At 45.9% G+C, this 14,497-nt stretch carries 11 protein-coding genes; 6 read left to right on the plus strand and 5 right to left on the minus strand.

All coding sequences use genetic code 11. The features are described from left to right. Nucleotides 1–84: 84 nt before the first annotated feature. From F897_RS01990 to F897_RS02000, 3 genes are all read right to left on the minus strand, one after another. A complete protein-coding gene (locus F897_RS01990) occupies nucleotides 85–801 on the minus strand; it encodes an ion channel (protein ID WP_004781539.1) in 717 nt (238 codons plus the stop codon). Nucleotides 802–1,034: 233 nt separating this feature from the next. Beyond that, nucleotides 1,035–2,750, minus strand: a complete 1,716-nt coding sequence (locus F897_RS01995) for a cation acetate symporter (RefSeq protein WP_005232642.1) — start codon at nucleotides 2,748–2,750, stop codon at nucleotides 1,035–1,037. A 1-nt stretch (nucleotide 2,751) separates the two neighbouring features. Then, the gene (locus tag F897_RS02000; RefSeq protein ID WP_004781535.1) at nucleotides 2,752–3,084 is read right to left on the minus strand and encodes a DUF485 domain-containing protein; all 333 of its coding nucleotides are present in this window, start codon (nucleotides 3,082–3,084) and stop codon (nucleotides 2,752–2,754) included. A 182-nt stretch (nucleotides 3,085–3,266) separates the two neighbouring features. On the opposite strand from F897_RS02000, the gene F897_RS02005 reads away from it, so the two are divergent. Continuing rightward, nucleotides 3,267–6,758: a PAS domain-containing hybrid sensor histidine kinase/response regulator gene (locus F897_RS02005; RefSeq protein ID WP_005232644.1), complete on the plus strand. Its 3,492-nt coding sequence runs from the start codon at nucleotides 3,267–3,269 to the stop codon at nucleotides 6,756–6,758. A 417-nt stretch (nucleotides 6,759–7,175) separates the two neighbouring features. Further along, nucleotides 7,176–7,943 (plus strand): hypothetical protein, encoded by a 768-nt coding sequence (locus tag F897_RS02010; RefSeq protein ID WP_005232645.1) that lies wholly within the window; start codon nucleotides 7,176–7,178, stop codon nucleotides 7,941–7,943. Between the two features lie 66 nt (nucleotides 7,944–8,009). Here F897_RS02010 and F897_RS02015 read toward each other — a convergent pair whose 3' ends face one another. Then, on the minus strand, nucleotides 8,010–8,660 hold the full coding sequence (locus F897_RS02015) for a response regulator (RefSeq protein WP_004781530.1): 651 nt from the start codon (nucleotides 8,658–8,660) through the stop codon (nucleotides 8,010–8,012). A 373-nt stretch (nucleotides 8,661–9,033) separates the two neighbouring features. Between F897_RS02015 and msuE the strand changes: the two genes are divergently transcribed. The 4 genes from msuE to F897_RS02035 all read left to right on the plus strand — a co-directional run bounded on the left by msuE (nucleotide 9,034) and on the right by F897_RS02035 (nucleotide 13,217). Continuing rightward, nucleotides 9,034–9,768 carry an FMN reductase gene (gene msuE, locus F897_RS02020; protein WP_005232646.1) on the plus strand — a complete coding sequence of 245 codons (735 nt, stop codon included), beginning with the start codon at nucleotides 9,034–9,036 and terminating at the stop codon, nucleotides 9,766–9,768. 28 nt (nucleotides 9,769–9,796) lie between these two features. Beyond that, entirely contained in the window at nucleotides 9,797–10,912 is a 1,116-nt protein-coding gene (gene sfnG / locus F897_RS02025) for a dimethylsulfone monooxygenase SfnG (protein WP_005232649.1), read from the plus strand. Nucleotides 10,913–11,064: 152 nt separating this feature from the next. Next, nucleotides 11,065–11,679 carry a riboflavin synthase gene (locus tag F897_RS02030; RefSeq protein WP_005232650.1) on the plus strand — a complete coding sequence of 205 codons (615 nt, stop codon included), beginning with the start codon at nucleotides 11,065–11,067 and terminating at the stop codon, nucleotides 11,677–11,679. A 128-nt stretch (nucleotides 11,680–11,807) separates the two neighbouring features. Then, on the plus strand, nucleotides 11,808–13,217 hold the full coding sequence (locus F897_RS02035) for a cryptochrome/photolyase family protein (protein ID WP_005232652.1): 1,410 nt from the start codon (nucleotides 11,808–11,810) through the stop codon (nucleotides 13,215–13,217). Between the two features lie 62 nt (nucleotides 13,218–13,279). Here F897_RS02035 and F897_RS02040 read toward each other — a convergent pair whose 3' ends face one another. Then, a complete protein-coding gene (locus F897_RS02040; RefSeq protein ID WP_005232654.1) occupies nucleotides 13,280–14,461 on the minus strand; it encodes an acyl-CoA dehydrogenase family protein in 1,182 nt (393 codons plus the stop codon). Nucleotides 14,462–14,497 lie beyond the last annotated feature (36 nt).

Genomic DNA, 14,497 nt, shown 5'->3' on the forward strand with positions numbered 1-14,497 from the left:
ACGTTTTGGACCTTAAGATTTTAAAATATTCAGGAAAATAAAGCCGTTAAGTTACTGTAACCAAGCTATACAGCTCTGTACGTTCTATTCCTCAGGCTTTCTATGCTTATGTTGTATATGAGTCTGTTTAGGAAGATGGGAAATATACTGTAAGGCAATCAGACGCGAGACTATTAAGGCCAGATACATCACCCCGACAAACATCTGGATAATGGCCAACATCCGTGCGACCGGGCTGACCGGCATCACATCAGATAATCCTGTAGCAGACTGTACACTAAAGCTCAGAAAGAGCAGATCCAGCCACGGCTGATAAGCCTGCAACTCAGGATCTGAAAAGCTGTAAGGCACCCATAACTGGCAAATGCTATAGAGAAAAGCGAATCCCCAAGCCAGTAGTGTAAAGACTGCTCCTGCTGCAAACAGCTCATCCTTGGTCAGATAACGGTCATGAAACATATAACGTAACAAGCCATATGCTGCACTGAAATAGGCGCTGGCTTCAAACAGATGAGCAACGATCATGATCCAGGTATAGCGTAGCCCCAGCACAATCAATGACGAAAAGAAGATGGCGCCTGCGACAAAGATGAGTCCCAGAATGGTAAACATCGGAGTCTGACGAATCACCTTGGCAATTACCAGCAAGACCACCACCCCTAGCATCCATGTACCCGCGCGATAAGACACACTGTCATAACTCAGCATCGACAGGGTCAGAATCAGTAATTGTAGGCATAGCAGCCACGCAGAAGGCAGATACTTAAAATGGGTCCAGAATCGTAGCAGAGAGTGCTTCATGAGATTTGTCTTGATGTCCTATCGCACATCATTATTGTTATCGCTGGCTTAACATAGCATGATCTAGCCAATGGTTAGAAACAGGATTGTATAAAAATTATTGAAATCTTAGTCAAAAATGGCCGTATTTAATTTTAGATAAACTATCCTAAAGTCTTCTTCATTGAGTAGCTCAAGTATTCTATCGCTATAAAAAAAGCCCCCATCAGGAGGCTTTTTTAGGACATCAGATCTTAGTGATCAGATGCACCTGAGATACCAATACCTGTTTGTGAACGAACAAACTGTGCATCGAAAGCTTTGCGTTCTGCTTGTGCTTTCACTGAGCGGTCTGTAATGGAGAAGAACCAGCAGCAGAAGAAAGACAGTGGCATCGCAAATAATGCGGGACCATTAAAAGGAACGACTGGTGTATCTGAAATCGCGAAAGTATCTACCCAAACGGCTTTAGACAGTACGATCAGTACTACCGCAGTCACTAGACCAACCACACCACCAATGACAGCGCCACGTGTGGTCAGGCCTTTCCAGAACATAGACAGTACCAGTACCGGGAAGTTGGCACATGCGGCTACCGAGAATGCCAGACCTACCATGAAAGCCACGTTTTGCTTCTCGAACAGGATTCCCAGGATCATCGCAAAGATCGCAAGACCAAGAGTCGCAATTTTAGACATGCGCAGTTCAGATTCAGGTGTAGTACGGCCTTTCTTGAATACGTTTGCATACAAGTCATGTGAAATTGCTGAAGCACCTGATAGGGTCAAACCTGCAACTACCGCAAGAATCGTTGCGAATGCTACTGCAGAAATGAAGCCCATGAACAGGTCACCACCAACAGCATCTGCCAGGTGAACCGCAGCCATGTTGTTACCACCCACCAGCTCTAGCTTGCCTGTAATTGCCATTTTCGCAATGTCCAGGAACTGCGGGTTATTCGCTACATATAGAATCGCGCCGAAACCGATAATGAAGGTTAATAGGTAGAAATAACCGATAAAGCCTGTTGCAACAACCACTGATTTACGTGCTTCTTTGGCATCTTTTACCGTGAAGAAACGCATCAGGATATGTGGCAGACCTGCTGTACCAAACATCAGCGCCAGACCAAGAGAAATCGCATCGACCGGATTCGAAGCCAGGTTACCTGGACCCATAATCTTGGTTGCATCTGCAAGGCTCAGGTCATGTACTTTAGAGAAAACCTGAATCGATTGTTCAAACATATTGGTGAAACTAAAACCTACGCCTTTCATGACCATGAAAGCCATAAACGTCGCACCAGACAGCAGCATTACTGCTTTAATAATCTGTACCCAGGTCGTTGCCAGCATGCCACCGAACATTACGTAAGCCATCATCAGCAGGCCAACAATCACCACAGCAATGTTGTAGTTCAGACCGAAGAGCAACTTGATCAACTGACCTGCACCCACCATCTGTGCGATCAGGTAGAACGCCACCACAACCAGTGAACTTAATGCTGCTAAAGTACGCACCGGTTTTTCTTCCAGACGGAACGACACTACATCAGACAGGTTAAATTTACCCAGGTTACGCAAACGTTCTGCCACCAGGAATAAAACGATTGGCCAACCCACCATAAAGCCTAATGAGTACAGCAATCCGTCAAAACCGGACAGGAACACCATCGCGGAAATACCGAGGAAAGATGCTGCAGACATGAAGTCACCAGCAATAGCCAGACCGTTCTGGAAACCAGAAATCCCGCCGCCGGCAGTATAGAAATCATTGGTATTCGTGGTTTGTTTGGCAGCCCATTTGGTAATAAATAAGGTTGCTCCAACGAAAATCACAAACATGATAATTGCGTGCCAGTTGGTCGCTTGCTGCTCCGCAGCACCCAGATCTGGTCCAGCAAATACCATTGCCGAGCTGAGCAAGGTCAGCGCTGCCGCTGCAAGCGCTTGATATGAAATCCCTTTCATCTTAGTGTTGCCCCTTTTCTTTTGTAATCGCTTCCACTTCCTGAATTGCTTCTCTGTTCAGCTGATCAAGTTTATTATTGGCAATGTAGGAATACACCCAGCACAATATAAAAGACAAAATAATGATACCGATACCTAGAGGTACACCCCAGGTCGTTACACCGCCAGAAATTGAAGACAATAGAAATTCTTTGTTGTAGCCAACAAGCAACATGAAACCGACATAGACAAATAGCATGATGCCGGTTAAGGTCCAGCTCAGCGTACTTTTTCTACGTACCATTTCTTTGAATTTGGGATTCTGTAGAATTCTTTCTACTTGTGCCTCATCCATAGTTACACTCCTGTAGCCCCACCATGGGCTTACTATTTTTTAATTCGAATTATCACTGTTGCAAAATAACAACATTTAGAATGACTTGTAATTTAGACTTTGGTCGTTAAAAAATGATCAATTTAAACTGCTGAGTGCATGATGCGGTATCATAGCATCATGCACAGTACACATCAGGCTATATGAACAGTTGGCTCATCATAGGGGTGCTCGCCCTCTATATCACTTTACTCTTTACTTGCGCTTTCTATGGGGAAAAACATGCCAGTCGGCTCAGTACCCGTGGCCGCATGCTATTGTTTAGTTTAACTTTAGGCGTCTACTGTTCTTCCTGGACATTTTATGGCGCGACCGGTGCTGCGGTTCGTGAAGGGATTATTTTCCTGCCGATCTATCTTGGTCCCCTGCTCTTTGTCGCGATTGGTTACGATATCTGGCGCCGTCTGGGACGGGTACGCCAGCACCATGCCATTTCTTCAATCGCGGACTTTGTCGCTGCACGTTATGGTAAAAGTGGGCCTCTGGCTTCGCTAGTCACCATTCTGGCGGTGATTGCCATCATTCCTTATCTGGCCTTACAGTTACGTGCAATTGCCTTGAGTGCGGCGGTCATTCTGGAACCCTCCGCAGGGATTGCCAGTACCACCAATAGCGTACTGTTCCTGACTGGCGTCCTGGCAATCTTGGCGATGATTTTCGGTACCCGGCAGATTGCCAACACTGAACAGCATGGCGGTCTGATGCTGGCTGTCGCCTTTGAGTCCTTCGTCAAGCTATTTGCCCTGCTGGCCGTAGCCTGTTTCTTCATTTTTGAAGCACCAGAAAATCTGCCTCAGATCAGTAGCGATATTCAGTCTACCTTCCATGATGTACAGCTGTTTGGTGTACCGGAAAGCTTCTGGGTACAGACTTTGCTGGCTGCACTGGCGATTATCTGTTTACCGCGTCAGTTTCATGTCGCCGTAGTTGAATTACGGGATGAAAAACATATCCGTGGTGCACGTCGCTGGTTTGCCATTTATCTGATTCTGACCACACTAGCAATTATCCCGATTGCCAGCTGGGCACTGCATGCGGCACCTCAATACCTAGCGATTCCTGATGTCGCAGTGCTGTCTTTACCGCTTAGCTATAATCAGGACTGGCTGACTTTATTGGCCTTCCTAGGGGGCTTCTCGGCCTCGACCGGCATGCTGCTGGTATCTTCAGTCGCTTTATCCATCATGCTAAGTAATGACCTGATCATGCCAGCGCTCTGGCGTTTAAACCTGATCTCACGGCATGACAAGCGTTTACCACTGGTACTCAAATTTACCCGCCGGATCTGTATTCTGGCCGTGATGTTGATGGGCTTTCTGTTCTTCAACTTTTTTAATGATATTGACCAGCTCTCAGTCTTTGGTCTGCTGGCTTTTAGTGCTGTGGCACAGTTCGCCCCTGCTCTGATTGGTGGTCTGTATTGGCGTGGTGGGAGTAAGCAAGGCGTGTATGCGGGTCTGTTGACCGGTTTTGCTTTGTGGTCTTATACCCTGCTATTACCAACGATTTTGCGCAGTCTGCCAGAAGCCTATCAGCAGTTCAGCCAGAGTTTTCTGGAACAAGGGCCTTTGGGCTTGAACTGGTTACGCCCTGAAGCCCTGATCGGTTTCGAATCTTTTGATCCTCTGACGCATGGTGTGGTCTGGGCACTAGGCCTGAACACATTCCTATATATCTGGGTCTCCCGGATGTTCCGCCCAAGTGTGGCTGAACAGATTCAGGCGGAAAGTTTCTTCTACTATGAAACCAAGCCACTTCCATCACAAAGTCCATCGACTGATGTCAGCTACTCGCATCAGGATGTGGCCCGTTTAAAAGTTGGTGACCTGATTACGCTGGCCAAGCGCATTACCGGTGAAGGCCCGACCATGCAGGCCTTCCAGCAGTTCTGTGCTCAAAACAGTGTGGAACTGAATGAAAATAGCAGTGCCAATGGCATGTGGTGGCGTTTCACCGAGCAGTATCTGGCCGGTACCATTGGTGCAGCATCGGCACGTACCTTGCTGACTACAGCGATGGTCAATAATGGCCTGGCGCTTGGTCAGGTCGCCAATATTCTGGATCAGGCATCACAATGGCAGCGTTTTAACCAGAACCTGATCATGACCATGATCGACCATATGACCCAAGGGGTGAGTGTGGTTGATGAAAACATGTGTCTGGTCGCCTGGAACAACCAGTATCTGAAACTGTTCGACTACCCAAAAGATATTGTTTATGTCGGTTGTCCAATCGCTGATCTGATCCGTTATAACGCTGAACGCGGTGAATGTGGTCCAGGTTCGGTTGAAGAACATGTGCGTAAACGGATTCACTGGATGCAGGTCGGTAGCGCGCATGAATTTGAACGGATCCGTAAAGATGGCCGCGTGATTCAGATGCGGGGTAATCCGATTGAAGGTGGTGGTTTCGTGACGACCTTTGCCGACATTACTGCCTTCCGCGAAAATGAAGCGGTACTAGAAGCCCGGGTTCAGGATCGTACCCAGCAGCTCGCCGATGCCCTGTCTGAACAGCAACTGGCGCGTGAACAGGCCGATAAAGCCAATATGTCCAAGAGCCGCTTTATTGCTGCCGCCAGTCATGACCTGTTACAGCCAATGCATGCTGCACGTCTGTTCAGTACGGCGCTGGAGCAAAGCGTACAAAGCGAAGAAGATCGCAAGACCCTGCAGCAACTAGATCGTGCTTTGCATGGTGCAGAAAGCATGCTCTCAGCCCTGCTGGATATTGCCCGACTGGAGGGCGGTACGATTCAGCCGAAACGCCAGGCTTATCCACTGCATGATTTATTAAGTGATCTGGAACTGCAATTCAAATCCATTGCGGCACAGCGTGGCATCAAACTGCGAGTGCATGATGCCCAGTTCTGGATTGACACCGATCCACAATGGATTCGCCGGATTATCCAGAACTTTGTCAGCAATGCCCTACGTTATACCGCCAAAGGTAAGGTCGTGGTCGGTGTACTGCGTTCTAGCAACCGGCCAAATCATATCCGGATCGGGGTTTGGGATACCGGTCCCGGTATTGCTGAAGAACAGCGCATCAAGCTGTTCCAGGAATTCGAGCGTTGTGGCCATACTTCGCCTTGGGGTGAACAGGGTCTGGGGCTTGGCCTCGCTATCGTGCAACGTATGACCGGACTACTGGATTATCCAGTTCATGTTTCTTCCGAACTGGGCAAAGGTTCCTGCTTCATGATTGAAGTACCGTTGACCGCAGCACCGAAAGTCGTTGCCGCCCCTGTTCAGGCTGTGCCATTGAAGTCCAAGGCCTTTAAGATTCTATGTCTGGACAATGATGAAACCATTCTGGAAGGCATGTCGACCTTATTGACCAAATGGGGCTATCAGGTCTTTAAAGCCACCGAACCAGAACAGGCAGCCGAAATGATCCAGCAGGAAAATATTCAGGTCTGGCTGGTCGATCAGCATTTAAACCAGGACAAGATCGGTCTGGACTTTATTCTGGAACATCGTAGTAGTGATATTCCGGTGGCATTGATTACCGCAGATTCTGATCCGGAACTGCCACAGCGCCTGAAGGATTTAAATATTGTCCTGCTGAAAAAACCGTTAAAGCCTGCTTCACTCCGTTCCTGGTTATCCGGTCTGAAAATCTCCGGTAACTAGAACTTTTTATTTCCATCTCAATGCCTATTTTAATGATTTAAAAATGGGCATTTTTTATACTGAATAAATACCTTTCTTTACCTGGCTGGCAAAAAAATCAGGCCAATGTGCTAAAAGCACCAAATTTCACATAATTCCTGCTGATAAATTGCTCAAAATTATCATTTCAGCATTCTCTATGGCAAAAGCCACCAAATCTATTAATATACATGTGTACAACTAGTTACAATTATTTAAGTTACTGTTTAAATTAATTTTTAATCCTATTTTATGGCAGATAGAACTTTGGTCGTATTTTTAATACAACAGGCTTAGCTCTAAAAATAGACAATATAAGAAACGATCAGTTTCCATCTGACAATGCCTAAATCCTTTTGGCAGCTGGTCTATTTGCACTGCTAGATAGGAGTTATAAAAATGAAACTCGATGAATCAATTGCTCAGCTTCCCGCACAGACTCAGCAATTCCATCGCCAATATGGTGCTAATGCCTTATTACCCAGCATCGACTGGGCACAAATGTTTAAATACAGCAAACTCGACGATACCCAGATTCAGGCACTTGAAACCCTGTATCAGCATGCAGTTCCTTTAGCCCTGCAAGTTTTTGATGAACTGCATTTTGATGTCTTTGAACCTTATGCCTATAAACCGCAAGGTTTAGGTTTATTTGAACGTCTGGCTGAACAGGAAAACAAGTTGATTGAATCTCTGGAAGCGGAAGCCGAAGATTTACCAGCAAAAACCCGTCATCAGATCTGGAGTATGCTGCTGCGTGGTGGCGCTGTTCTGGTCTTTAAAGCGTGGCTCGGTAAAGTAAAGAATGAAGAAGATTGTCTGGACACGACCCAATTTGATGAACTCTCTGATCTGCTCTTTATCAAAACTTGCCCGCATGAACTGGCAGAGCACCTACAGGTCGATCCGAATAGCACAGACGAGCATGTGTTCCTGATGTATGAGGATGAAGTTTATCTGGACCGTTTCAATAGTCTGGAAACCGCTGCCCTGTTTGTTGATCTTGGTGTTTATGATGCGACTTTCCTGAGTCTGCGTGATGACCGCGTGGCAGAATATCTGATCTCCAAAGGCTATGTCACTCAAGAACAAATTGATGAATTGCAATCCGCACTGAATCCCATGTTCTGTACTGATGTTACCCAAAAACAGGATTATATTGCTTAATCCGCAATATTCTCTCAATAAAAAAGACCTCTTCTGAGGTCTTTTTTATTATGTAAGCTGCATCACTTACATTTTCTTTTCTTCAATATTCAAGGCATTAATAGCAAGCACAGCTTGGGTACGGTTTTGTACACCCAGCTTACGGAAGATTGCTGTCACGTGCGCTTTAATGGTGGCTTCTGAAACATCCAGTTCATAAGCAATCTGTTTGTTCAGCAAGCCTTCGGCTACCATCATCAAGACACGGAACTGTTGTGGTGTTAAAGACTGAATCCGTTCTGCCAATGCAGTTTCATCTGCAGCACGCGGATCGAAGTTCATGTTGGCTGGCAGATTGGGTGGTAACCAGATTTCTCCTTCGAGGACTTCGCGAATTGCTTCACCAATATGGCTTGGATGTGCCGATTTTGGAATATAGCCCATCGCACCATGTGCAATCGCACGCTGGATAATGCTAGCTTCTTCGTGAGCAGAAACGACAATAATTGGAATCGAAGGATATTGTGCGCGAACGTGGACCAGAGCAGAAAAGCCCGATGCACCTGGCAGGTTTAAATCCAGAAGGACAAGATCAGGCTCAGGACCATTTTCTAGACGTTCATAAAATTCATTGACTGCTGCAGTTTCATGAATCTGCGCTTGTGGCAGACTATAACGAACAGCTTGGATCAGAGCATGACGAAACAGTGGATGATCATCAACGATTAAAATATTCATAGGACGTGAGAGAGATCTTGTGCACAGTAGCTCCTATTCTAACCACACAAGCCAGTTTATGGATATGCAAGATCGCCAATTTTTTAAATAATGTGGAGTTTTTCTTTAATTTTTTTAAATTTTGGCTTATTTCAATAATCCTTTAATTCTCATCACTTTTTTATATATGATTTATTTCTATTCTGCATAGCTTATCTTTATTCAATATAAATATAGTTATCAGCCATTTATCCAGCTCTATCCGTTTCAGAAGCACATTTTCCGCTTATATAGAAAAATCAGATAACTTTTCAGCATTTCGTTATTTTACACCTACTGCGGCAATCGGGATTAATAGGGTCATTCCGAGCTTAACCATTTTTAGGTACTTCACATGTCCCATTTTTCCGAGCAAAAACCTTTAAACATCGTGGCTGTTTCTGGCGGCCTGAATCACCCATCTAAAACCGAAGCATTGGTTCAAGCCATTCTGGATGAACTGGGTGAAGCGACGCCAATCAATGTACATTTCATTAAATTTAGCGAAATCGGCCAGCTTTTAGGTGGTGCAATTTACCGTAACCAGTTACCGCAACGCGTGCAGGATGATCTGGCAGCCGTTGAAGCAGCAGATGCCCTGATTGTTGGTACGCCTGTTTACCGCGCTTCATTTACGGGCCTGTTCAAGCATTTCTTTGACTTCGTAGAACAAACGGCGCTGGTAGATGTACCGGTTCTTTTAGCAGCTTCTGGTGGTAGTGACCGTCATGCGCTCGTTCTTGAGCACCAATTACGCCCATTATTCAGCTTCTTCCAGGCACAAACCTTACCAATCGGGGTATATGCCACAGATCGTGACTTTACGCCTGAATACACCATTCACAGTGAATTACTTCGTGCCCGTATTACTCTGGCAGTGGCTCGTGCCCTACCAATCCTTGAATGGGCACCAGCAAAGGGGCAGCGTGCTGAGGTCATTAAAGAAAAATCTCAGCAAGCCAACCAGAACCTAGGCATCAACAAGCAAATCGAACAGGAAGAAGTTTTACCTTCAGCTGCAGTGCCAAGTCTGGATGCCGCAGAATCCCGTTTGCACAGCAAGAAAGCGCCAAAGACTCAAGTGGCTTAATAGCCGCTTCATTCAGAGGGTAAGAATAATGTCTCAAGATAAAAATATTGTATTTGCTTACTGGGTTCCAAATGTCAGCGGCGGTCTGGTGGTCAGCGACATCGAACAGCGTACTGACTGGAGATATGACTATAATGTCCGTCTGGCGCAAACTGCTGAGAAAGCAGGTTTTGATTATGCCCTGACCCAGATCCGTTTTACTGCGGGCTATAACGCTGAAAACCAGCATGAATCAGTCAGCTTCAGTCACGGCATCCTGGCAATAACTGAACGCTTAAAAGTGATTGCCGCGATCTTGCCGGGCCCATGGAAGCCTGCGCTGGCAGCGAAGCAGCTGGCCACCATTGACCATCTCACCAACGGCCGAATTGCGATTAATGTCGTAAGTGGCTGGTTCCGTGGCGAGTTTGATGCAATTGGTGAAGAATGGCCGGAACATGACGAACGTTATGCACGTTCAGAAGAATTTATTCGCAGCCTAAAAGGGGTCTGGACTCAAAATAATTTCAGTTTTGATGGTAAATACTACCAGTTCAAAGACTATACCTTGAGTCCAAGACCGCTACAGAAACCGCATATTGAAATCTTCCAGGGGGGAAATTCTCGGGCAGCACGTGATATGGCATCTCGCGTGTCTGACTGGTACTTCACCAATGGCAATACGCCGGAAGAGCTGAAAAAACAGATCGATGATATTCGTGAAAAAGCCAAAGCGAACAACCACTCTGTAAAGATTGGCGTGAATGCGTTTGTGATTGCACGTGATACCGAAGAGGAAGCGCAAGCAGTACTGCGAGAAATCGTGGCCAAAGCCAATGTTCAGGCGGTGAAATCTTTCGGTGAGGCAACGCGTGAAGCGGGTGCAGCCAGTAAGGAAGGTGAAGGTAACTGGGCCAAATCTACGTTTGAAGATCTGGTGCAATATAACGATGGCTTCCGTACCAACCTGATCGGGACGCCACAGCAGATTGCGGAACGTATCATCGAACTGAAAAAAGTCGGTGTTGATCTGGTTCTTTCAGGCTTCCTGCACTTTATTGAAGAAGTGGAATACTTCGGTAAAAAAGTCTTGCCACTCGTGCGTGAACTCGAAGCGCAGCAAGCTGAACAGCAACAAAAAGAACAAGAAGCTGAGCTCGTTTAAACTATAATAATGCTCAGCATAACGATTCATTCCCTCAAGGCTCGGCTTGAGGGATTTTTTTTATGCAACACAGTGTTCTCGGCATAAAGATAGCCGCCTGCTTTATTCTTGACTAGAATGAAGCCAAACTCGATGAGATAGAAATTTAAATTATGTATACCGGTATCGTACAAGGCTTGGAAAAAGTCGTGGATATTCGCCAGGACAATGGCTTCATTACTATTGTTGTGAGCAACGAAAATCAGTTTTTTCAGGATGTCTTTATTGGCGCCAGTGTTGCGATCGACGGCGTCTGCCTCACCGTAACGACCATTGATCAGAAGCTAAATCAGATTCACTTTGATATCTCCGATGTAACCCTTGCTCTCACTACCTTAAAATCTCTTCAAGTGGGTGATGAAGTGAATGTCGAACGCTCTGCCAAAGTCGGTGCAGAAAATGGCGGGCATAATCTGTATGGACACATCGAAGGTACAGCGATCATTAAAAATCTGGAATATCGCGGTGAAACCTACCATATCGACATTCAGATCCCGGATGGCAATATCAAATACTTTTTCTTAAAAGGGTTTATTGGTCTGAACGGCTGCAGCCTGACCGTCAATCGCGTCGATCGTGCCAATAGTGAAATCTCGATTGATCTGATTCCCGAAACTTTGCGTCTGACCACCTGGAAAAATGCCAAAGTAGGTGATGAAGTCAATTATGAAATTGACCAGACCACGCGTACCTTGGTAGATACCTTAGAAAATATTCACCAGCGTTAAAATGAAAGAGCCGCTTATACCATAGGCGGTTTTTTTAACTGATCATTCTGCCTACGTCTACGTTTCTATACAGAATTTTCAGGTGGAATGAATAAAATAATCTAATTCCAATTCAGAACGTTATTCCCATGCAGTTGATCTGGTTCCGCCAAGACCTCCGTATTCATGACCATGCCGCACTCTGGCATGCGACCCAGCAAGGTCCTTGCATTGCATTAGCAGTCCTCTCTCCCGAACAATGGCAACTGCATCAGGATGCCCGGATCAAAACTGATTTTTATCTGCGACGGCTCAAATATTTAAAACAGCAGCTACAGCAACTGAATATCCCACTTATCATATTGAATATTCCTTTGTGGGAAGATTTGGCGCCAGAAATATTGAATCTATGTCAAAACCTGAAGATTGAAAACCTGCATACCAATATAGAAGTCGGCGTCAATGAGCTGGAACGTGATGCTCACGTACAGCAATTGCTGCAACAGCAGCAAATCAGGGTCGAGGTCTATCATGACCGCACCCTGTTTCCCCTCGGCAGTATCCGGAACCAGTCCAATCAACCGTATCAGGTCTATAGTGCCTTTAAGAAAAAATGCTATGAGCGGCTAATTCTGGATGTACCCGCCTGCTATCCTGAGATTGAAACTCAAGATCCAATCCAATTACCTACTGATTTCATCAATGTTGATCTGGAAAAATTCTCGGCAGATTATGTAGTAGAGCATGCTGCCCAACTTTGGTCTGCGGAAGATCGAACTGCCTTGGACCTGCTCGATGATTTTATCGAAGACAAAATGGCTCATTACAAAACCGACCGTGATCTGCCTGCAGTTGATGGCACCAGCCGTCTCTCCCCTTATCTGAATATCGGTATCGTTTCAGTTCGTCAATGTGTGCAGGCACTTTTTCAGGATGGCTATTTCCAGATTGAGGATGTGGGTCAACAGACTTGGTTGGATGAACTCTTGTGGCGAGAATTCTATCTACAGACTCTGTTTGATTTTCCACGTGTCTCCAAACACCAACCATTTAAGCAAAATACCCATAAGATCCAGTGGCGCAATGCTCCCGAAGACCTAGTTGCCTGGCAGCAAGGCCAGACCGGAATTCCGATTGTGGATGCCGGCATGCGGCAAATGCTGGCGACAGGCTGGATGCATAACCGGGTCAGGATGATCACTGCGATGTTCCTGTGTAAGAACTTGCTGATCGACTGGCGACTGGGTGAAAGCTGGTTTATGCAGCATCTGATTGATGGCGATCTGGCTGCGAATAACGGTGGCTGGCAATGGTGTGCGTCAACTGGCATGGATGCCGTGCCCTACTTCCGGATTTTTAATCCGGTCAGCCAGTCCCTGAAGTTTGATCCCAATGGAGACTATATCCGCGAGTGGGTGCCTGAACTGGCGCATCTGGATGTCAAATCCATTCATGAACCTTATGCCAAAAATCCTGATCTGGAACTGGATTATCCAAAACCGATTGTCGATTTAAAAGCCTCTCGTGTACGAGCCATAGAAGCCTTTAAGCAGATTTAGAAGAAACTATCACTTCATCTAATATGAAAAGCCTCCAGTATCAGAGGCTTTTTATTTTCATATCAAGAATAAAAACTTGGATCAGGCACTTTCCCGGTCAGGATCCACTCCCCAACTTCCTGATATTTATAATCTACCGGATCATGTAAGGTCTGGGTGCGAACATTACGCCAGAAACGGTCCAGATTCAGTTTGGCCGTGGTCGCACGCGCGCCCATCACCTGAAAAATATTCTGGGTGATATAGAGAGATGTATTGGTGGCCGCGATTTTGGCTATGGCAATCGCAACTGAAACTTCACCACGCTGTTCAGCAGTGAGATCATTGCCCAGATCCCAAGCAGCTTGTAAGGTTTGAATCGCTTTATCAGCTAGCAAACGCACGCTTTCCAGCTGCACATAAAAATCGGCAAAATGCTTCTGGATAAAGGGGTCATTCACTGCATCTTCTACCAATGATTTTGACCAGGCTTTTTGGGTTTGTACGGTTTGTTTGGCCACTTCAAATGCACCTTCTGCTACACCGAGGAACAGATGCACAAAAATCAATTGGGCAATTAAAGGACGTAAGCTTGAATACGGCGTACTGAGTGGACCCGGATTTAAAAGCAATTCATCTTCATGAATTTTGACCTGCTCGAAATGACTGGTGCCGCTATCAGTCTGACGTTGACCCATATTATTCCAGTCACCGAGAAAACTTACGCCCTTACGTGCTGTTGGAATTACCCCAATGAGTAATTTTCCAGCGTCGTTATAGCCTGAGCACAGTAAAATATCGGAATCAATAGAGCCAGAACAGAAACTTTTATTTCCATCAAAAATATATTCTTTTTCAGCAACTTTTGTTGCGGTAGTACGACGGTCCAGTGGATTTAAGGTATTGCCCCAGAACAGGTTTTCCCGAGCAGTCTGCTCAAACCATGGACCATATTGTTCCGGTTGGGAAAATAATTGAACCGTTGCAATCAGCAAATGATGAAACCCATAAACATGTGCCAATGAACTATCGACTTGGGCAATGATTTGAATGGTTTTAAAAATCGTCTGCCAGTCTGCTTCCTGACCACCATACTGTTTTGGAATGGACAGGCCCAGCAAGCCACTCTGGCGAATCAGATCACGCTCGGCTTTAGGATTACCGCCCTGCTTGTCACGAACTGCGGCCGTTTGGGCAAAAGTTTCTGCCAGCTGCTGGGCAATTTGCAGGGGAGATTGATCTAAATATTGTTGTCGTACATTCATTCTTTTGACCTAAGTTCAGCATGGTTTTAGCTTAGC

The sequence above is a fragment of the Acinetobacter variabilis genome (assembly GCF_000369625.1).
Lineage (GTDB): Bacteria > Pseudomonadota > Gammaproteobacteria > Pseudomonadales > Moraxellaceae > Acinetobacter > Acinetobacter variabilis.